Here is a 20,732-nt window from a genome sequence, read left to right as displayed (position 1 = left end):
ATTATATATTGAATATCCTACTTAGATAATCGCTTTCGCACGAGATATTGCTGCTAGCACTTGCGCTGGCGCTGTACCACCATGATGATTACGTGCAGCAACCGATCCTTCTAGGGTTAAGTATTCAAACACATCAGCCCCAATTAGATCTGAGAACTGCTGTAATTCTGAAAGTTCCATGTCCGCTAAATCACGCTCTGTTTCAACGCCTAAACGAACCGCATTACCCACAACTTCATGCGCATTTCTAAAAGGCATGCCTTTACGCACTAAGTAGTCTGCTAGGTCTGTTGCTGTTGAGAAACCTAACTTTGTGCGCTCATACATTTGTGCTTTTTTACTAGAGATCGCAGGAATCATATCGGCAAATGCACGCACGCAACCTAATACTGTATCGACAATATCAAATAGCGGTTCTTTATCTTCTTGGTTATCTTTATTATAAGCAAGCGGCTGGCTCTTCATTAATGTTAAAAGAGAGAAGAGATGACCATAAACACGGCCAGTTTTCCCACGGACTAACTCTGGTACATCCGGATTTTTCTTCTGCGGCATGATGGAAGAACCGGTACAGAAACGATCTGGCAAATTAATAAAATCAAATGCCGGCGTTGCCCAAAGCACTAACTCTTCTGAAAAACGTGAAAGATGCATGGATAAAATCGAGGCATCTGCGGCAAATTCAATAGCAAAATCACGATCTGAAACAGAATCTAACGAGTTTTCAGATGGCGCATCAAAGCCTAAAAGTTTTGCTGAGAGATGACGATCAATCGGATAAGTAGTTCCGGCAAGTGCAGCTGCCCCTAATGGTGAAATATTAAGGCGTTTACGACAATCTTGAAAACGTGATCTATCACGTTTAATCATCTCAAACCATGCCATTAAATGATGACCAAAAGTAATTGGCTGCGCAACTTGAAGATGCGTAAATCCTGGCATAATCGTATCATGCTCTTTTTCTGCGACTTCTAAAATTCCTTCTTGAAGGCGCTTTAATTCCGCATCAATCAAATCTAGTTGATTACGAAGCCAAAGACGGATATCTGTTGCCACCTGATCATTACGTGAACGGCCTGTATGTAAGCGTTTTCCAGCAATACCAATTTTTTCAGTTAAGCTTGACTCGATATTCATATGCACATCTTCAAGCTCAATTGACCATGGGAATTCACCAGCTTCAATCTCTTTTTTTACTGCTGCTAAACCCTCTTTAATCAATTTAAAGTCTTCTTCTGTCAAAATCCCTTGCGTAGAGAGCATCTCTGCGTGCGCAAGCGAGCCAGCGATATCTTCAGCGTACATACGTTGATCAAAGTTCACAGATCCTGTAAAGGCTTGCACAAATGCATCTGTACTCTCTGAGAAACGTCCGCCCCACTGTTTATTGACTTTATTCGACATCATCTTTTCCTTCTTCTATTTCCTGATAAATAGGTAGTATCACTTCAACCTGCGTTCCAACTCTATCTTTGCCAGAATAGATCGCAATTCTACCATTATGTTCTTCAACAATTTTTTTCACTACAGATAAACCTAAGCCCGTTCCTTTTGATTTAGTAGAAACATAAGGCTCAAACATTCGATTGATAAGGGATTCATCAATACCGCTTCCATTATCATTTACTCTTAAAATTAAGGTCGCTTCATCTTGCAATTGCAGATCTACTACCACTTTTCCATCTAAATTCTCTTTATCTTCTTGGCATGCTTCAATCGCATTTTTAATGAGATTATGAAAAAGCTGACGTAGCCGAATCTCATCCCCATTCACATAGATAGATTTTTTAGGCCTTAATAATATCACCTCAACACCGCGAACATAATCGCTATAAAGGAAGGTAACCTCTTCTGCTAAAATTGTAATATCAATTTTCTTAAGGTTAATCTTTGGCGCTCTTGCATATTGGCTGAAAGCATTCACCATCTTCTTCATCGCATTTACTTGGGTGATAATCGTCTGCGTTGATTTTTCTAATAAAAATTGATCTTCTATCTCGAGCTTTTCTTTTAGCTTAAAGGCCATGCGCTCAGCGGATAACTGAATCGGCGTTAAGGGGTTTTTAATCTCATGGGCAAGACGCCTTGCAACTTCCCCCCAAGCAGCTTCCCGCTCTGAGTTAATCAATTGCGTAATATCATCAAAGACGATCGCATAACCACTTGGCAAACTGCGATTCTCAAGAGGCTCAGATGTACGCACCGATAAAATCTGGGTAATACCTTTTTCAACGCGCATCACTTCTAAACGATCGGTCTCTTCTCCTAAGGATTTTTTCAAAAGATAATCTGCAAGTGGGGAAAAGAAAAATCCTAATGTTTCATCGATCGTTTCAGGCTCTCCTAATTTTAAGCGCTGTAAAAGCGCACGATCAGTGCCTAAGATCGAGAGCGCCGCTTCATTAAAGGTTCTAATTCTGCCGTGATTATCAAATACTAAAACACCAGATGAGAGATTTGCTAATACCGCTTCAAGATAAGAGCGCTGCGCCACTAAAAGTCTTTGGGAGGCCTTTTCCGCTTCATTTGATTGACGAAGCTTCATAATCATCTCATTAAAGGATTCTGTTAAAAAACCGATCTCATCATTAGATTTTACGGTAATTTCTCGATCAAAATTCCCTTCAGAAACTGATTTAGAAGCAATTGAAAGCCGGCGAATAGGATTCACTAAACGCCGCGTTGCAAAGTAAGATCCCCCTAATGCGAGCAAAATTGCTAATAATGATACTAATGTCAAAATTGCAATTAATTGCCCCTTTAAAGATTCTTGTAAGGTTTTATATTGTTTATAGCTCTCTACAGAACGCTGCGTTGAGAGCCCTAACTCTGTATAGCGTGGGGGAATTTCATAAATGGCTTGTACCACTCTTGGGACATCGGAATCAACGCGAATGATGACTCGTACCTGTAACTCATCATCTCCCACAGGTTCAAGCCAGACATAATCCATATCATTAAAGACACTCATTAAAACAATGTCATTAGGTAATTCTGGAAGATTAACAGTGGTATTACTAGAACTTGTTGCTAAGATTCGTCCTCGATGATCAAAGACCGTAAGATCCATTGCGTTCGCATCAAAGCGTAAATTCTCAAGCTCATAAGCTAAATCTAATGAGTTTAATTGCGCAACTCGATCCCCTATAGATTGGGTGATTTCTAAAGCATCTAAGCGGCGAGTTTCAAGCGCTGATTGTGCTAGCGTTAATGCATCATCAAACCCTTGATCTAAAGACTCATCAAACCAGCTATCAATCCCTCTTTGAATCATCAATCCTGCAAAGAGGAATAAAATTACAATCGGCACAACAGAGAGTCCTGAGAAGAACATCATCATTCTCGCATTTAAACGAGCGCCTAATCGCTTTTTACGAACCCCCTGAAAGAGCTGGATTAAAAAGTAAGTCACAAGGGAAATTAAAGAGAGATAGCAAATTGCACCTGCCACAATAATCCAGGTGTAATAACGAGTATAAAGCGCCGCTGACTCAATAGAGCGGACCATCACTCCAAGGATAATCGTTAATAGTACCGAGAGCAGAATAAAAAGCGTAAAAGCATGTTTACGCAATAGACTCATCATATTTTCAGCTCCCATTTATACCAGCTGGAATTTAACCACCAATTTTTCGATAGATATGCCGGAATCCGAAGGGGCGTAGGAAGCGCTTCAATATCTAGCCAAAGCTTTGCTTCTCCCTGATAATCACCGATCTTAAATCCATCCTCATCCATTAACTTAAACTCAATATTACTAGGCGTTGAAATTGAAAATAACGCTAAACTCAAAGTAGGATAACTATGCTGTTTCTTTGTCTCAATATCTCGCACAACAAATTGCTTAGAGAGCCCATGATAAAAGAGTAGATAGCGAATCTCTTTGGCATAATTATTGCCATTCCAAAAACTCCAAAAACCTTTCTCTTGAATACGAATATCATACACAAATGTTAAGGGGATTCCATTTAACAGCATCTGCGTCTGCTCTTCACTCATCACAATATCGCTTTTAATCGATAGCAACATATCCACTTTAGTCAAAGTACCATTTAATAGTTGGTCAGTATCTCGAATACGTGCCATCGCTGAACCGGCTTGATAAAAATCACTTCTAACACTTTGAACTTCTAAGGAAGATTGCTTTGGCGCAGCTTCACTCCATTGTAGTGGTAGCAATAATCCACTTATCATTATCAGTAATAAAAGATGAGATCTTTTGATAAAATCGCTATAAAAAAAAGATAGCAAGTTTTGAGAAGCGGTTAATAAACCACTTCCCCATCGTCTATCTCTTTTTACAAACCGATCTAATCTCATCAATATGATTTACCTAAGGTTTTACCTATGATTCAAATGCAACCTTCTCTAGTAACGCGTAATAAAAGCCATCAACACTCTTTTCAGATTCAAAATATCGAGGAAGAATTTGCACACCAACATCTCTAGCTTCTGCAAAGGGGAGCTCAAATTTGATCTCACTTGCACTTTTTTCAGATTTTAAGAAATGGCGAATCTGCTGCTCATTTTCATCTTTTAAGATTGAACAAGTCGCATACAACAACTTACCGCCCACTTTTAACTGCTTCCATGCGTGTGCTAAAATTTCAGCCTGAATCCCTTTTAAGTTATTAATATCCGACGCTAAACGCAAACGCTTAATATCCGGATGGCGATGCATAATGCCGGTAGCTGAACACGGCACATCTAATAAAATGCGATCAAACATCTGATCAGTTTCATAAACTTCGCAAGGAATGGCTTCAATTGAGACAAAATCAGGGACTTGCCCACAAACACGCTCAACATTCTCCACAACTCTAGTAAGACGCTCTTTTGAGCTATCTAAAGCCACTAACTTTTGCAGTTTTGGCGCTCTTTCTAAAATCGCCGTTGTTTTTCCACCTGGTGCGGAGCAGGCATCTAAAACGATCATCCCTTCTTGTAGATCCAAAAGCTGCGCAGCTAACTGAGCGGAGGCATCTTGAACACTCACATCCCCATTTGAAAACCCCGGTAAAACATCCACACTGACAGGTTCTTCTAATACAATCGCTGTTTCTACAAAATGGTGTGCCATCGCCGGAATACTTGCCGCTTTTAATTTCTCTAAATACGCTTCTCGACTATTTTTTTGTAAATTAACGCGCAAAATCATCTCAGGATGAAGCTGATAAAAGGTTCCGATCTCTTCTAACGCTTTCTCACCCCACTGCGTTTCAACCCGTTTTGCAAACCATGCTGGCATATTACTCTTACCGGCCAGGAATTTTGCAGGGGGTAATTTCCCTCTTTGAATATTTCTTAAAATCGCATTTGTTAATCCCGCAGCCCAAAGCTTACCCATCTCTTTAATAAGATTAACCCAGTTATTTAAAATGGCATATTCCGCAGTTGCCATCTCTGTTAACTCATAGGCTGCTAAAATCTGTGCTAATTTCACTTCAATCTCAGCAGCTTTAATTGGCTTTGAGAGCATCTGCGAAACCCGATCATCTAATGCATCATATTGTCTTAATGTGCCAAATAAGAGATGTTGCACAAACCGTTTGTCACTATCACTTAAATTTCCCGATAAACGAGGCAACGCATCTGTTAAGGATTCTCCATGCAAAACAGCGTTAAGAATCTCCACTGCGACAAACCTTAGATTATTCATTAATTTTGGATATAGCGCTTCTTTAATTGCCATCTATTGACATACCTTTTGATTAATTTCGTGACCTTTAATAAAGAGCGCACTCTCCATTTTTCTTTTACCCGCTACTTGCAGCTCTAAAATCTCAAGCTCAAAGCCATCGCCTGTCACAACATAAATTTTATCCGCTTCAACACGCAAAGTGCCGGCCGTAGCTTGTGACTTATTGGCGGTCTTTGCAACTCTAAAGAGCTTTAACAACTCCCCATCAATGCTCGTAAAAGCCCCAGGAAATGGATTAAAGGCATGGATTTTTCGCATAATTGTTTCATGGTCTTCTTCCCAATTCACCTTTGCTTCCTCTTTAGAGATTTTCTCAGCATAAGTGATCCCTTCCTCTAGCTGTTTTTGGGGGCTTTTTTCACCTGCAACAACTGTTGGAATCGTCTCTAAAAGTAACTTAGCGCCCAATACTTTTAACGTATCATGAAGCTCGATCATTGTTGTTTCTGGGGTAATAGCGACAGAAGCCTCACTCCAAACATCGCCGGTATCTAATCCTTTATCCATCTGCATGATTGCAACGCCAGTTTTATCATCCCCAGCTTCAATCGCGCGGTGAATAGGCGCAGCGCCTCTCCATCTTGGTAGTAAGGAAGCATGAATATTTAAGCAACCAAGTTTTGGAGCTTTCAATACTGCCTCTGGCAAAATTAAGCCATAAGCGACCACAATCATTAAATCAGCATTAAGCAAAGCTAACTCCTCTTGTGCTTCACTATTACGAAGAGAAAGAGGTTGGTATACAGGAATATCATGTTTTAGAGCAACTTCTTTAATAGGCGTAAACTGCATCTTCTTACCTCTGCCTCGAGGACGATCCGGCTGCGTATACACCGCAACAACTTCATGCTCACTCCCAATCAACGCCTCTAATGTCGGCACTGAAAATTCTGGGGTTCCTGCAAAAATAATTCGTAAACTCATTACCTACTTCCTCTTTACTAATCTTCTTTTAAACAGCTTTAAATATCTTTGAAACAGCGCGTAAAACCTATCATTTATCATAAAGAGATTTACTAAAGGTTAATCCTTTATCTCCTTAGGGATGATTGATGCGATGAGTTAAGCTTCTGCCTCTTCACGCTCACGCTCTTTTAAGACTTTTTCCAGCTTTTTCAAAACACGTTGTTGCTTCATTCGAGATAAGTAATCGATGAAAAGCACCCCATTTAAATGGTCTAATTCATGCTGAATACAACGCCCTAATAACTGATCGGCTTCTAATTCGAAAAAATCCCCATTAGCATCTTGCGCTCGAACTGTAATTTTCTCAGGACGAATAATCGGACCGCTATACATTGTTGGCAACGAGAGGCATCCCTCTTCAGCAGCATCTGTCTCTTCAGATTCTGCAATAATTTCCGGATTAATAAAGACTCTAGGATCATCTCGCTCTTCTGAGCAATCTGTGACAAATACACGTTTTAAAACGTTCACTTGGTTTGCCGCAAGCCCAACACCTTTTTCTGCATACATCGTCTCTAACATATCCGCTACAAATGTTTTTAACGCATCATCAAATTCCGTCACCGGCTCTGCTTTTGCTCTTAAAGTTGGATGCGGAACAGTAATCACATTTAAGATCGCCATATCAATAAATCTCTCTCTTTCTATCTTAATGTCCTATATAAAATAGAACTTCTACAAAACGAGTTATTTTACACTACTTAGCGCTTTCTCGGTAGCTTTCAAAATAATTTCATTAAGATAGTAAAAATGCTATAAATCATCCATAACGACCACTTTCGCACAATTGTTCACTTAGCGCCTTTTGCACTTTTTACAACCGCACCAAAATAGCATAACTATATGATAAAAAACCATTTTCCAAAATCATCATTTTATAGCTCATCGAAAATGGGGAGAAAATATCATGGCTGACCGACAACATCTTAAGTTTGTAGCGCTCCTACTTGTGGCGACTTTCTTTATGGGATCATCCTTTCCCACTGGCAAATTTTTAATCTCTACAGAACTCATCCCGCCCTTTTATCTCGGGGGTGTGCGCTTTATCATTGCCGGCATCGCACTTCTTATTTATTGCGCCTTTCGTGAGGGCTTCTCTCAAATAATTCCCCATACAGAGACTTCTATCTCCCGAGGATTTCTAAATCTCTTTTTGATTGGGCTTTTACAAACCGCCTCTGCCATGGGCTTTTTAAATCTAGCACTTGGGCGCATCGATTCAGCATTAGCCTCAGTCTTATTTTTTACCAATCCTCTTTGGGTATTAATTTTCGCCCATTTTATAAAGATCGATCGATTTACCCTTCAAAGACTTCTCGGATTAATACTCGGTATTGCCGGCGTATTTCTATGTCTTAATGTCGAAAAAGAAGGAAGCTTTCTGGGCATGTTCTTTGCGCTCTTAGGCGCTATTAGCTGGGCACTTTGCACCATTTCCACCAAAACAATTCTCGCTATTAAAAATCCCCCCTTTGTCCTTGCAGGTTGGCAAATGCTCTTTGGCGGCATTGTGCTGTATCTTATCTCTTCTCTTTTAGGAGAATCTTATTCGCTCTCTGATATCTCTACACTAGGCTGGTTTAATTTTTTATGGTTAATTTTTCCTGCATCAGTAGGTTCTTTTTCTCTCTGGTTTTTAGCACTTCAAAAAGGGGGCGCCGCGCAAACCTCCGCATTTCTCTTCCTCACGCCAATGTTTGCCACAATATTAACCATTTTATTTTTAGCCGAAACATTATCCGTCAGATTCATATTAGGTTGCTTACTAATTTTTTCCGCGATATATATTATTAATCAACGCAAAAAACCTTCAATCACTTTAAGGGGGATGAAATAATAATTTTACTTAATAAAGCGGCGACTTTAATACACTTAAAAGGTTAAAAATAGCCTTATGAGAGTTTTTAGAGTGTGAGCACCTTTTAATTAGGAAAAATATTATATAAGTCAAACTCAAGTAAAGTTCTCCCCATACTCCTTAAAAAGAGTGATATAACTAATGGGGTAATTTAAGAATTTTTTATATCGTAAACAATTCAGGCACAAGGATATTAAAAGAGCTTTTACAAATGGAGATGTAAAAGAAAAAACTCTGATATCCCTGACCCAAAACCATCAATAAATAACAATAAAAACATCTCAAAGATAGATGTTTATAGGAGTTAAACAGTATGTATGCTTTAGTCATCAATTGCGGAAGTTCCTCTCTTAAATTTGCTTTAATTAGCTCAAAAGAACGCCAAACGATTATTAGTGGCGGCGCTGAGCAGCTCGATTCACCAGAGGCATCTCTTACTATCAAACATGATGGCAAAAAAACAGATGCACTTAAAGACAGTAGTCACCTTGGCGCTTTTAAAGAGATTTTTGCCTATCTTGATCAAAAAGGATTTGCCAAAAATATCATCGCAGTTGGCCATCGTGTTGTTCATGGCGGTGAATACTTCCAAGAATCTGTTGAAATCACGCCTGAAGTTATTGAGATTATCAAAAAATGTGCGCCACTTGCGCCGATCCATAACCCTGCAAACTTAATTGGTATCTTAGCAGCGCAAGAAGTTTTACCAGCACTCCCCCACGTTGCGGTCTTTGATACGGCCTTTCACCAAACAATGCCCGAAGAAGCATATCTTTATGGACTTCCGCTTGAGATTTATGAAAAATATAATATCCGCCGCTATGGCTTCCACGGTAGTAGTCATCGCTATATTACGGAAAGAACGGCGCGCATCTTAGATATTCCGCTTGATAAACTCAATATCATTAGCTGCCATCTTGGAAATGGCGCTTCAGTGGCTGCGGTTAAACATGGTAAATCTGTTGATACCAGTATGGGTTTAACACCGCTTGAAGGGCTAATGATGGGAACTCGCTCAGGCTCATTAGATCCTGGCTTAATTCCTTACCTCGTTGAATGTTTAGATTATGATATTTATGAAATTGATAAACTCTTAAACTTCAAAAGTGGATTACTCGGCATCTCCGGCGTCTCTAATGATTGCCGTCTTTTAGAATCAAAAGCGAAAGAGGGGCATGTTCGCTCTCGACTAGCGCTTGATATGTTTGGTTATCGCGTATCAAAAACCATCGCCTCTTACCTTCCTGCTCTTCAGCGTTTAGATGCTATCGTATTTACAGGCGGAATTGGTGAAAATTCCGTCTATATCCGTGAGCTTATTATGAGCCAGCTCGCTTTCTTAGGATATACCTTCAGCAACCCTTCAAATAGTTTTTGTACCGGTGGTAAAGAGGGCGTTATCGCAACAAGCAGCGGCTTTGGTAAAGCTTTAGTTGTTTGCACCGATGAGGAGGGCATGATTGTCCAAGATACCCTTGAAATCCTTGCTAAAAAAGAAAAAAGCGAATTAAGGCAGAGATATGCAATATCACTGCCACCTTATTACTAGATGACGCAGATTTTACAATATTCATCAGCTTCATTGCCGCGCGCAATCATCTACTAAAAGATCTAATCGCGTTGACATCAGGTATAACCTCACCACGCCTTAGATCTTTTTCATATATTTATCTATCGATAGCATGCACTATCATTTTAAACATCAAAGATTCATCCATTGACATACTTCTCTTTGATAAGGAGTTACCATTATGAAAACTTTATTTGTGGCACCTACGGGTGATATTCAGAGCCTAAGCTCCATCTCTCTTGCCCTTGTGGATGCACTCAATGCAGCAGGCATCAAGGTCGGATTCGTTAGACCCATCGGAGAAGATAATAATCGCTCAGAGAAACTCTATCGAGAACTCTTTAATGATGAAACACCCCTTCCTATTTTAGAAGGCGCTGTCAATCAGGCCATTCGCTCTAATCAATATGATGAATTATTAGAAGATATTGTCGGCCGCGTTGCGGAAGCTGGGAAAAATCATGATGTCGTTGTTGTGGAAGGGTTAACTTACAATAATAGTCGCCCTTATACCCACGATCTAAACGCAGATATCGCTCGCACACTTTGTGCAGGCGTTGTCTTTGCCGGCAACTCCCTTGCTAATACCCCGGAAGAAGTCGCAGCTCACTTTGATTTAAATGCTTATATCTATAGTGAGTCACATATCTGGCTTGCAGGTTACATTATTAACCATGTTAAAGATCCTTCAGCGATCGCAAAAACTATCACCTATTGCCAAACAGATTTTTGTAAATCTTTAGAAGTTTTAGGAATCATTCCTGAAAATAAAGCGCTAACCGATGACCTAGAAGCTATTCGCTTTATTACCCAACATTTAGATATTCAATCACTGCTAAAGCAACTCAAAGAACCTAGTGCAAATCGTATGCCACCATCGGCATTTCGCTACAAACTTATTAAGAGCGCACAAGCTGCAGATCGTCGAATTGTTCTTCCTGAAGGGGAAGAGCCACGTACTTTGCGTGCAGCAACCATCTGTGCTGAGCGAGGCATTGCAAGATGCGTTCTATTAGGGGATAAAGCAAAAATTAAAACCATTGCCAAAGATAATAATATTATTATTCCCGATCACGGCATTGAAATATTAGATCCCAAAGATATTGCCGAACAATATGTAGCAGGCTTTGTAGAAAGACGCGCGCATAGAGGCGCTACAGAAGAAACTGCCCGTGAAGCCTTAAAAGATAGCGTTGTAGTTGGCACCATGATGCTAGCCGTTGGCGATGTTGATGGCTTAGTTTCAGGAGCCGTCCATACAACAGCAGATACTATTCGCCCTGCCTTTCAGCTCATTGGTACTGATAAAAATTCCAAACTCGTATCAAGCATCTTCTTTATGTTAATGAAAGATCAGGTTCATGTTTATGGGGACTGCGCCGTTAATCCAACCCCAACACCTGAACAGTTAGCCGATATTGCAATCCAATCAGCAGAATCAGCCAAAATATTTGGGATTGAACCTCGTGTTGCAATGCTCTCTTACTCAACGGGGACATCAGGCGCTGGTGAAGAGGTGGAAAAAGTTGCCAAAGCAACAGAAATTGCCAAAGAGAAAGCACCAGAACTACTCATTGACGGCCCTCTTCAATTTGATGCCGCAAGCGTTCTAAGTGTTGGAAAACAAAAAGCGCCTAATAGCAAAGTTGCAGGTCGAGCAACAGTCTTTATCTTCCCTGATTTAAATACTGGTAATATTACCTACAAAGCCGTCCAACGTAGTGCTAATGTTGTCTGTATTGGCCCAATGCTACAGGGCCTTGCTAAACCAGTTAATGATCTATCACGCGGCGCACTTGTCGATGACATTGTCTATACCATTGCCATTACAGCCTTACAAGGCTCGTAAAAGCACAACAATCAACTTCTCGCTCAATCATCTTTCAAAGATGTTGACCAATAAGACGCGAATTTAGGAAGTTTTTTGTTATACTATGAGGCTACTCAAATTTGAGTAGCTTTTTTTATGATGTATTAGTGTTGGAAAAGGCGTGATTGTTATCCGTTTAAGATCAACACATCAATTTGTTTATTGAGGGATATTGTGCCAATCATACGCCGATCACAAACAGAACCTTTTAGCGCAAAGCAGATGTATCAACTTGTTAATGATGTTGATTCATACCCAAACTTTCTACCTTGGTGCCGCGGCTCAAGAGTTCTAAAATCCACACCAACAATGATGGAAGCTTCTATTTTAACTGCTAAAGGACCACTTAATAAATGGTTTACAACGCGTAATACGTTAGTTGAGAATGAAAAAATCACCCTCAATTTAATAGATGGACCTTTTAAGCATCTACGAGGTGAATGGCATTTTGTAGATCTACCAGAAGGAGGCTCTGAAATTCATCTCATGATTGATTTTGACTTCTCATTTGGCCCTGCTCGCCTTCTATTAACCCCTATATTTGAAAATATTGCCGGTAGCATGGTTTCTGCATTTAGTGCGCAAGCAAAGGTTCGCTATGGTAAATTCATCGGCTAGGCAACGTGCTTTCATCACAATTGAGTTTGTTTTAGCACTACCTAACAAGCAGCCTATTGAGAGCCAAAAGTTTCAAGAAGGGATAACATTGAAAGAAGCGCTCCCTTTTTTTGCACTCTATCATAAGGCCGTTAAACAGATTGAAAACCCCATTTTTGGGGTGTTTAATATTAAGGTTGAAGATGATTATCTGTTAAAAGATGGTGATAGAATTGAAGTCTATCGCCCGCTTATTATTGATCCTAAAAAAGCACGTCAAATCCGCGCAGCAAGAGATCCGCAATTTAAACATAAAAAGTGGTAAATATCGCTTTTTCTAAAAGCCATTACTAAAAAAAATAATAAAGCTATAAAGCCTTAATGATTTCTCTTATAATTCGGGAACAACAGTTAGGCTTACCTCTTACCCATCTTAATTTTTACTTCAGCAACAGTATGTTAATTTCTGATTTCTTCTAAGAAAGCAGCAGCACCGCCTGCCAATTTCTAAGTTGAAATATTCTAAAATTCTTACTCTATTGTTGATATGACTTTCTTATGAATAACACTAATCCTGTATTACAAAAATCACTTTTTTCACTGAGTTGGCCGATCTTTATCGATATCCTTTTGCACTTAGTGACACTCCTTATTAATACCTATATGATTAGCCATATCTCCCAAAAGATGGTGGCAGCAACAGCGGCAAGCAATCAGTTTTTTGATACCACGGTTACTATCTTTAGCTTTATCGGCATTGGTTGTAGCGTGGTTGTTGCACAATATCTAGGCGCAGGAAAACGCGAAGAGACTCGTAAAGCAATTCATCTTTCTATTGCGCTCAATTTTCTTTTAGGGCTTATCTGCTTTTTAATGATCTTCTTCTTTGGTCGCTCATTATTAGTCTTAATGAACACGCCTGATGATATTTTAGAGATGAGTAACAACTACTTCCATATCATTGGATTTTGTTTAATATTTGAAGCACTAGCGGTTATTCTAGCATCTTGCTTACGGGTTTATGGTCATTCAAAAGTGCCGATGTATGTCTCCTTTATCATGAATATCGTCACTATTCTTGGTAATATCCTCGTACTTTATGGCTTCTTTGGATTACCACAGCTTGGGCTTGAAGGCGTTGCCTGGTCAACCGTAGTCGGGCGTTTAATTGGTGTTTCCCTTCTCTTTTATCTTCTTTTTTATGGCATTAAGGTTAAACTCGACTTCACCCTCTTTTTTAAATTTAAAAAAAATATTATTCAACAGATCCTCAAAATAGGATTACCTTCAGCTGGTGAAAACCTCTCTTGGTCAGGACAAATGTTAGTAATGTTAGCCTTTGTTGGCTTGATGGGTGAACAGAGCTTAGCGGCGCATAACATCTACATTCAACTCTCTTATATGCTGATGCTCTTTGGAATTTCTATTAGTATTGGCAATGAGATTATTGTAGGTCATTTAGTAGGAGCTAAAGCCTTTGATGCGGCATATTCTCGAACCTTTAAAAGCTTAAGAATGGGGATGATTGTCACCCTTGGCGTTGTCATTGCCTTTTATCTCTCCCGCCATTTTATTGTTGATAATTTTACTGAAAATACGATCGTTCAAGATCTTCTTTTACCGATGTTTCTCCTCTCTATCTTTTTAGAACCAGGACGCACGCAAAATATTGTGATGGTCAATGCGCTTCGGGCAACTGGAGATGCTAAATTCCCTCTGATTACAGCCATCATCTTTATGTGGGGAGTTGCAATTCCTATAGGATACTATTTAGGAATCGTCAAAGAGATGGGATTAATCGGTATCTGGATTGGCTTTTTATCTGATGAGTGGATTCGCGGCTTAGTCAATGCTTGGCGCTGGAAATCTCGTAGATGGGAAAATAAACGACTCAATATTGAAGCGCACTAAAGCCCCCAATTACCACCCCACAAACAATCCGACTTTAAAGATCTTAACAACCACATCAACACCCTAGAGTTAAATTCTCCACAAGATGTGCTACCCTAAAGTAATGTTAGATCAATTAAAAGGAGCCTAAGATGTCACAGGTATTTATTGTGGGAGGATCAGGTCAAATTGCACGTTTATTGGCAACCACTCTTTCAAAGGGAGGTCATCAAGTACAATCAATGTATCGAACCCCCTCTCAAAAAGAGGCGCTTCAAGCATTAGGAGCAAAACCTATCTTAGGAAATCTCCTAGAACTAACACCGCAAGAGCTCTCGGAACTCATGAAAGGGAGTGATACTGTTGTTTTCTCAGCAGGAGCTGGTGGAAAAGGTGGCATGGAGATGACTGATGCCATTGATGGTAAAGGGCTTGAGCTTTCGGTTAAAGCGGCTGAAAAGGCAGGAATTAAACGCTTTATTCTTGTTTCAGCCTTTCCTGAAGCAGGTCGAGATAAGGCGCTTGGTGAAGGCTTTGAAAACTATATGCGCATCAAAAAAGCCGCAGACGTTTACCTTACTCACTCAACTTTAGATTGGGTAATCGTAAGACCCGGCACCCTTACCGATCATCATGGTTCTAAAAAAATCAACGTAGGACCTGCTATCGCTTATGGGGATGTTTCTCGAGAAAATGTCGCCCTAACTTTAGCGCAAATCATCGAGCATCCTAAAATCAAAAAGATCATCATTGAACTTACAGATGGAGATACAGATATCCCGCACGCTATTGCAGCACTTTAAAATAGCGTGATTATTAACAGGATAAAGGAAATATTTAGTCAATACCGAGAATCTAGACTTTTCCTAGATTCTCGGTGTTATATATCATAACCTATAATCTATCAGCAATATCAGCACCTGACGAACCTTCTAATATAATGAAATCGCTTTAAAAGCCACTCAATCAGAGTGGAAATCTCGGTTTAAGATGCAAAAAAATCACTCTCTCCGGCATCGTGCAGACTGCTTTGATTCACATTCCTCCCGGCTTTACTTTTAAAGCAGTTTCTTAAACCCAATCGGCTCCCCACTTTTAATGCTGATGCTTTAATATCATTGAAAGACTATTGAAACTCAAATTGGCGCCACGCTTCATATACCGCAATCGCCACCGAATTTGAAAGGTTTAAACTCCTACCAGCATTTTCAACCATCGGTAAACGAAGACGCTGCTCAGCTGGTAAACCAAAGATAAAATCTTCAGGAAGCCCTCTTGTTTCTGGGCCAAAAATCAGTGCATCATTCTCTTCAAATTGAGCTTCAAAAAAATTTCGACTCCCTTTTGTGGTCATCGCATAGACCTTATGAGGTTTTATGGCCTCTAAACATGCTTGTAAATTAGGCCAAACATTCATATCTGCCCACTCAGCGTAATCAAGTCCGGCTCTACGAAGCGCTTTTTCTTCTAAGTTAAATCCAAGCGGCTCAATTAAATGAAGTTTCGCCCCACTATTAGCGCAAAGACGAATGATATTACCAGTATTAGGCGGAATTTCTGGTTCGTATAAAATGATCGATAACTGTTTATTCATATTTTTACTTCTACCAATTAAAATTTTAAGACTCAATTTACCTTTAAGTCAGATAAAGGACATTCTAAGCTCGTTACAACATCGACAACCCGATCATTTTCAAAACAAAACATCATTCCAGAAAAATAAACCTGTTGAGTAGACTCTTCTTTTATAAAGAGTGATAAATCTGGATATCTTTCAATAATTTGATGCATTTTTAAAAACGCATCTGAACGATCGAGTCCCAGCCAATCATAATGGATCAATACTCCCATTTCCTCTATCGTCACCATTAATGAATGAATACTCAAATCATCGTACATATTGGTAATTCCCCGATCAATACTTGTCATTAATAATGAAATCACAAAATATAACAAAATGGCAATAATCAATAAAAACACCCAATAACGCTTGAAAAAATGCATCTCATCACTCCAAAATCATCAATAGGGCTTTAGCATCCAATATTCATCCCTTTCTTATAGAAATAAAAAATTCCCACAACATCATATTATGGGAATTTTTATTAATCTAATATTTTAAATCTAAGCTTGAAAATTAAGCTTCGGTTCTAGCTGCTTTTTGAGCATTCGCTGCATTAATAAATGCAATAAAGAGCGGATGCCCATCTCTTGGCGTTGATTTAAACTCAGGATGTGCTTGCGTTCCTACAAACCAAGGGTGTTCTTTAAGCTCAATAAATTCAATTAAATTACGGTCATTTGTGCGACCTGAAATAATTAAATTACCATCTTGCAATTGATCTGCATAATCAAGATTCACACCATAACGATGACGATGACGCTCGCTCACATCTGTTCTACCATATGCGGCAAATACTTTAGTATCTTTTAGCACTGTTGAAGGTTGTGCCCCCACGGTCATATAACCACGGAACTCATCAGTCTCTTTATCACGCTGAGGATCAAGCATTTGAATAACAGGATAAGCAACGGTTGGATCTACTTCACTCGTATTAGCGCCCGTTAAACCTAAAACATTACGCGCATACTCGACAACTGCTAACTGCATCCCTAAACATAAACCTAGGAAAGGAATTTTATGCTCACGAATATATTGAATCGCACGAATCTTCCCTTCAATACCACGCTCACCAAATCCACCTGGAATCAACACCGCATCCATTCCTGCAAATGTTGCAGCAAGCGCCGTATCATCCATCGTCTCTAATGATGATGCTTCTACATAATGCAGTTTAATCTCTGTTTTTGTCTGAATGCCAGCATGGAAAAGCGCTTCATTAATAGACTTGTAAGTGTCTGTTAATTCGGTGTATTTCCCAACAATCATCACATTTGCCACTTTATCAGCAGAGGTAATATTTTCTAAAACCTGATCCCACTCAGAAAGATCGGCTTCTTTTGCTTGCATATTAAAATGCTCAAGTACGATGCGATCTAACCCTTGTGAATGAAGGATTCCTGGAATTTTATAGATAGAATCTGAATCAACACAAGATATTACCGCCTCTTCCACCACTGAAGTAAAGAGCGCAATCTTACGGCACTCTTCTTGCGGAATAGGCTCTTCAGTACGGCAAATTAAGATATCTGGTTGAATGCCAATTGAACGAAGCTCTTTTACTGAATGTTGTGTTGGTTTTGTTTTAAGCTCCCCTGACGCTCTTAAAAATGGCACTAATGTTAAATGCATAAAGAGTGAACGGCGAGGGCCAACTTCTGTTCTAATTTGGCGAATAGCTTCTAAAAACGGTAGAGATTCGATATCACCAACAGTACCACCAATTTCGATCAATGCAATATCAGCACCTTGCGCCACGCCATAAATACGATCTTTAATTTCGTTAGTAATGTGTGGAATCACTTGAACAGTGTTACCGTGGTATTCACCTGCTCTCTCGCGCTCAATAACAGTTTTGTAAACACGCCCGGCGCTAACACTATTACGGCGACTAGCAGTCATGCGAATAAAACGCTCATAGTGACCTAAATCTAGGTCTGTTTCTGCACCATCATCAGTTACAAAAACTTCACCATGTTGGAATGGGCTCATTGTCCCTGGGTCCACGTTAATATAAGGGTCCAATTTCATCATTGTAACCTTGAGGCCTCTTGCCTCTAAAATCGCACCTAAAGAAGCCGCTGCGATACCCTTGCCTAAAGATGAAACTACGCCACCTGTGACAAATATAAAATGTGTCATGAACCCACCCTGAATTTATGTGAATAAAAAGTCTATCAGGGAAGACATTTTAATATATTTCACAAAAAATTTCGATAAGAATTAAAATTCATTTTTTAAATCGCTAAATTTTTGACTGAGAATCCGACGAACGAAGCGAGCTTTTTGTGACAAGATTGAGTATAATTAAGCCTCCTATTTCTTAGTGCTAATTTAAAGGTTAAATTTAGTTATGTCGAAGATGAACGAACAATGCGCAAACGCTATTCGCGCGCTCAGCATGGACGCTGTTCAAAAAGCAAATTCAGGTCACCCTGGCGCACCAATGGGTATGGCTGAGATGGCAACTGCGCTTTGGGGCTTAAACCTCTCACATAATCCTAACAATCCACATTGGATTAACCGTGATCGTTTTGTCCTTTCAAACGGTCACGCATCAATGATTCTCTACTCTCTTCTTCATCTGACAGGTTATGCTGTATCAATCGATGATTTGAAAGATTTTCGTCAATTAAATGCTAAAACTGCAGGTCACCCTGAATATGGTTTTGCAGATGGAATTGAGACAACTACAGGCCCTCTTGGACAAGGTATTGCCAATGCTGTTGGTTTTGCCCTTGCTGAAAAGATGATGGCAGGAACTTATAACACGGATGAACACAAAATCGTCGATCACTACACATACGCATTCTTAGGTGATGGCTGTATGATGGAAGGTGTTTCTCACGAAGCTTGTTCACTTGCGGGAACCTTAAAGCTCAATAAGCTCATCGCACTTTATGATGATAATGGTATCTCAATTGATGGGGATACAAGCGGCTGGTTTACAGATAATACTAAACAGCGCTTTGAAGCCTATGGCTGGAATGTGATCGGTCAAATCGACGGACATAGCATTAAAGCCGTTGATGCTGCCATTAAAGAAGCGAAAAAATCAGATAAACCAACACTTATTATCTGTAGAACCTTGATTGGTAAAGGCTCTCCTAACAAGGAAGGCTCTGAATCAACGCATGGCTCACCATTAGGTCTTGAAGAGATTGCCGCAACGAAAGCAAGCCTTGGCTGGAATTTTGGCCCATTTGAAGTTCCAAAAGATATTTACGCAGCATGGGATGCTCGTGAAGCAGGCGATGCTAGAGAAGAAGAATGGAATCAACTTTTCGAAAGCTATGTAGCTGCAAACCCAGAAAAAGCAGATGAATTCTTACGCCGCATTGGTGGTGAGCTTCCTCACGATTTTGATGAAACCTTTAAAGCAGCACTCAACAGTGTTAACGAGAAAGCAGACAACATCGCAACACGCGTTGCTAGTAAAAATGCGCTTGACCTTCTTGCGACAAACCTTGCTGAAATCGTAGGCGGATCTGCGGACTTAACACCATCAAATAATACCTTCTTCAAAGGTAGCCGTGATTTAGATATCGCAACGGGTAAAGGTAACTATATCCGCTTTGGTGTTCGTGAATTTGGTATGTCTGCCATTATGAATGGCCTTGCGCTTTATGGTGGATTCATCCCTTATGGTGCAACGTTCTTAGTCTTCTCAGACTATGCGCGTAATGCCATCCGTATGAGTGCACTCATGGAGCAACGTGTAGTATATGTCATGACACACGATTCTATCGGTCTTGGAGAAGATGGCCCAACCCACCAACCTATTGAGCACGTTGAATCTCTTCGCTTAATTCCTAACTTAAACGTTTGGAGACCTTGCGATGCCGTTGAGACATTAGTTGCATGGGGTCATGGTTTACAAGCAGAAGACAACCCAACGCTTCTTGCGCTTTCAAGACAAAACCTTCCACACCAAACTCGTGATGCAAAAACGCTTGATAACGTCATTAAAGGTGGATACGTCCTCCTTGAAAATTCTGATGCCGATATCACATTAATTGCAACAGGCTCTGAAGTAGAACTTGCCATGAATGCAGCTAAAGAGCTAAACGCTCGCGTTGTTTCAATGCCATGTGTAGAGCTCTTTAGAGCACAAGATAGCGCTTATAAAGCAGCCGTTTTAGGAAATACTAAACGCCTAGCGATTGAAGCTGGCGTAACACGTGGTTGGTATGAATTTGCTGACGATGTTGTAGGTATCAATACATTTGGCGCATCAGCTCCGGCAAATCAACTCTTTGAACACTTTGGCTTCACCGTTGATAATGTTATTCAACACGCTCAAGCTTTATTAGCAAAATAACTAGCAATGATTTAATCAATCACTTGGTAACATTAAAATCCCGTAAAGATCTCTACTTTACGGGATTTTTTTAATACCTTATTTCCCATCCTTTCCTCACTACCTTTAAAATTACCACTCTTAATCCCTTATATTTCAAATATCGCCTCAAAACTTAAACTATTAATATTTAAGGCATTTTTAATAAGCACGACAAACTTCAGCATAATATTCAATTTTTTTTACATTTAATCGTTTATTGTCATCCTTTAGAGATACTACTAATAGATGATAAATATCAAAAACAATCTCTTGAAATTGAGATCTTTAAGCCTCATCTAGTAATGAGCTATTCCTAA

At 39.7% G+C, this 20,732-nt stretch carries 17 protein-coding genes; 8 read left to right on the top strand and 9 right to left on the bottom strand.

The window, feature by feature from the left end; translation table 11 throughout:
• Positions 1-21: 21 nt before the first annotated feature.
• The 6 genes from argH to def form a co-directional block, all read right to left on the bottom strand.
• A complete protein-coding gene (argH, locus tag MMG00_RS01750) occupies positions 22-1,404 on the bottom strand; it encodes an argininosuccinate lyase (protein WP_242153227.1) in 1,383 nt (460 codons plus the stop codon).
• Entirely contained in the window at positions 1,394-3,586 is a 2,193-nt protein-coding gene (locus MMG00_RS01745; RefSeq protein ID WP_242150522.1) for a sensor histidine kinase, read from the bottom strand. Before MMG00_RS01745 ends, argH begins: the two co-directional genes overlap by 11 nt.
• Positions 3,583-4,320 (bottom strand): DUF4390 domain-containing protein, encoded by a 738-nt coding sequence (locus MMG00_RS01740; protein WP_242150519.1) that lies wholly within the window; start codon positions 4,318-4,320, stop codon positions 3,583-3,585. Before MMG00_RS01740 ends, MMG00_RS01745 begins: the two co-directional genes overlap by 4 nt.
• A gap of 25 nt (positions 4,321-4,345) precedes the next feature.
• Entirely contained in the window at positions 4,346-5,692 is a 1,347-nt protein-coding gene (gene rsmB / locus MMG00_RS01735) for a 16S rRNA (cytosine(967)-C(5))-methyltransferase RsmB (protein WP_242150516.1), read from the bottom strand.
• Positions 5,693-6,625, bottom strand: a complete 933-nt coding sequence (fmt, locus tag MMG00_RS01730; RefSeq protein WP_242150513.1) for a methionyl-tRNA formyltransferase — start codon at positions 6,623-6,625, stop codon at positions 5,693-5,695.
• 138 nt (positions 6,626-6,763) lie between these two features.
• Positions 6,764-7,291 (bottom strand): peptide deformylase, encoded by a 528-nt coding sequence (gene def, locus MMG00_RS01725; RefSeq protein ID WP_242150510.1) that lies wholly within the window; start codon positions 7,289-7,291, stop codon positions 6,764-6,766.
• A 283-nt stretch (positions 7,292-7,574) separates the two neighbouring features.
• On the opposite strand from def, the gene MMG00_RS01720 reads away from it, so the two are divergent.
• From MMG00_RS01720 to MMG00_RS01690, 7 genes are all read left to right on the top strand, one after another.
• A complete protein-coding gene (locus tag MMG00_RS01720) occupies positions 7,575-8,504 on the top strand; it encodes a DMT family transporter (RefSeq protein WP_242150507.1) in 930 nt (309 codons plus the stop codon).
• A gap of 334 nt (positions 8,505-8,838) precedes the next feature.
• Positions 8,839-10,074, top strand: coding sequence for an acetate kinase (locus tag MMG00_RS01715; RefSeq protein WP_242150504.1), 1,236 nt, complete (start codon positions 8,839-8,841; stop codon positions 10,072-10,074).
• 202 nt (positions 10,075-10,276) lie between these two features.
• Positions 10,277-11,944: a phosphate acetyltransferase gene (gene pta, locus MMG00_RS14275; RefSeq protein WP_242150501.1), complete on the top strand. Its 1,668-nt coding sequence runs from the start codon at positions 10,277-10,279 to the stop codon at positions 11,942-11,944.
• Between the two features lie 195 nt (positions 11,945-12,139).
• The gene (locus MMG00_RS01705; protein ID WP_242150498.1) at positions 12,140-12,583 is read left to right on the top strand and encodes a type II toxin-antitoxin system RatA family toxin; all 444 of its coding nucleotides are present in this window, start codon (positions 12,140-12,142) and stop codon (positions 12,581-12,583) included.
• Complete coding sequence (locus MMG00_RS01700; RefSeq protein WP_242150495.1) at positions 12,564-12,887, top strand: RnfH family protein; 324 nt, start codon at positions 12,564-12,566, stop codon at positions 12,885-12,887. The genes MMG00_RS01705 and MMG00_RS01700 overlap by 20 nt, the downstream gene beginning before the upstream one ends.
• Positions 12,888-13,120: 233 nt before the next feature.
• Positions 13,121-14,473, top strand: a complete 1,353-nt coding sequence (locus MMG00_RS01695) for an MATE family efflux transporter (RefSeq protein WP_242150492.1) — start codon at positions 13,121-13,123, stop codon at positions 14,471-14,473.
• A 131-nt stretch (positions 14,474-14,604) separates the two neighbouring features.
• Positions 14,605-15,255, top strand: a complete 651-nt coding sequence (locus MMG00_RS01690) for an SDR family oxidoreductase (protein ID WP_242150489.1) — start codon at positions 14,605-14,607, stop codon at positions 15,253-15,255.
• Between the two features lie 323 nt (positions 15,256-15,578).
• On the opposite strand, the gene MMG00_RS01685 is transcribed toward MMG00_RS01690, so the two are convergent.
• The 3 genes from MMG00_RS01685 to pyrG form a co-directional block, all read right to left on the bottom strand.
• Positions 15,579-16,046, bottom strand: coding sequence for a tRNA (cytidine(34)-2'-O)-methyltransferase (locus MMG00_RS01685; protein ID WP_242150486.1), 468 nt, complete (start codon positions 16,044-16,046; stop codon positions 15,579-15,581).
• A gap of 32 nt (positions 16,047-16,078) precedes the next feature.
• Positions 16,079-16,456: an Imm58 family immunity protein gene (locus MMG00_RS01680; protein WP_242150483.1), complete on the bottom strand. Its 378-nt coding sequence runs from the start codon at positions 16,454-16,456 to the stop codon at positions 16,079-16,081.
• A 133-nt stretch (positions 16,457-16,589) separates the two neighbouring features.
• Positions 16,590-18,215 (bottom strand): CTP synthase, encoded by a 1,626-nt coding sequence (gene pyrG / locus MMG00_RS01675; protein WP_242150479.1) that lies wholly within the window; start codon positions 18,213-18,215, stop codon positions 16,590-16,592.
• A 211-nt stretch (positions 18,216-18,426) separates the two neighbouring features.
• On the opposite strand from pyrG, the gene tkt reads away from it, so the two are divergent.
• Positions 18,427-20,394 carry a transketolase gene (tkt, locus tag MMG00_RS01670; protein ID WP_242150476.1) on the top strand — a complete coding sequence of 656 codons (1,968 nt, stop codon included), beginning with the start codon at positions 18,427-18,429 and terminating at the stop codon, positions 20,392-20,394.
• The last annotated feature ends 338 nt before the right edge of the window (positions 20,395-20,732 follow it).

This window comes from Ignatzschineria rhizosphaerae, assembly GCF_022655595.1.
GTDB classification, from domain to species: domain Bacteria; phylum Pseudomonadota; class Gammaproteobacteria; order Cardiobacteriales; family Wohlfahrtiimonadaceae; genus Ignatzschineria; species Ignatzschineria rhizosphaerae.
The sequence above is the reverse complement of the archived record's forward strand: the minus strand, read 5'-3'. Positions and strand labels throughout refer to the sequence as shown.

What these genes read in the sequence shown, in the direction of transcription:
- pta (WP_242150501.1), top strand. Translation starts at nt 10,277, where the DNA reads ATGAAAACTTTATTTGTGGCACCTACGGGTGATATTCAGAGCCTAAGC.
- MMG00_RS01690 (WP_242150489.1), top strand. Translation starts at nt 14,605, where the DNA reads ATGTCACAGGTATTTATTGTGGGAGGATCAGGTCAAATTGCACGTTTA.
- rsmB (WP_242150516.1), bottom strand. Translation starts at nt 5,692, where the DNA reads ATGGCAATTAAAGAAGCGCTATATCCAAAATTAATGAATAATCTAAGG.
- def (WP_242150510.1), bottom strand. Translation starts at nt 7,291, where the DNA reads ATGGCGATCTTAAATGTGATTACTGTTCCGCATCCAACTTTAAGAGCA.
- MMG00_RS01680 (WP_242150483.1), bottom strand. Translation starts at nt 16,456, where the DNA reads ATGCATTTTTTCAAGCGTTATTGGGTGTTTTTATTGATTATTGCCATT.
- MMG00_RS01745 (WP_242150522.1), bottom strand. Translation starts at nt 3,586, where the DNA reads ATGATGAGTCTATTGCGTAAACATGCTTTTACGCTTTTTATTCTGCTC.
- argH (WP_242153227.1), bottom strand. Translation starts at nt 1,404, where the DNA reads ATGTCGAATAAAGTCAATAAACAGTGGGGCGGACGTTTCTCAGAGAGT.
- MMG00_RS01740 (WP_242150519.1), bottom strand. Translation starts at nt 4,320, where the DNA reads ATGAGATTAGATCGGTTTGTAAAAAGAGATAGACGATGGGGAAGTGGT.
- MMG00_RS01715 (WP_242150504.1), top strand. Translation starts at nt 8,839, where the DNA reads ATGTATGCTTTAGTCATCAATTGCGGAAGTTCCTCTCTTAAATTTGCT.
- MMG00_RS01720 (WP_242150507.1), top strand. Translation starts at nt 7,575, where the DNA reads ATGGCTGACCGACAACATCTTAAGTTTGTAGCGCTCCTACTTGTGGCG.
- MMG00_RS01695 (WP_242150492.1), top strand. Translation starts at nt 13,121, where the DNA reads ATGAATAACACTAATCCTGTATTACAAAAATCACTTTTTTCACTGAGT.
- fmt (WP_242150513.1), bottom strand. Translation starts at nt 6,625, where the DNA reads ATGAGTTTACGAATTATTTTTGCAGGAACCCCAGAATTTTCAGTGCCG.
- MMG00_RS01700 (WP_242150495.1), top strand. Translation starts at nt 12,564, where the DNA reads ATGGTAAATTCATCGGCTAGGCAACGTGCTTTCATCACAATTGAGTTT.
- tkt (WP_242150476.1), top strand. Translation starts at nt 18,427, where the DNA reads ATGTCGAAGATGAACGAACAATGCGCAAACGCTATTCGCGCGCTCAGC.
- MMG00_RS01685 (WP_242150486.1), bottom strand. Translation starts at nt 16,046, where the DNA reads ATGAATAAACAGTTATCGATCATTTTATACGAACCAGAAATTCCGCCT.
- pyrG (WP_242150479.1), bottom strand. Translation starts at nt 18,215, where the DNA reads ATGACACATTTTATATTTGTCACAGGTGGCGTAGTTTCATCTTTAGGC.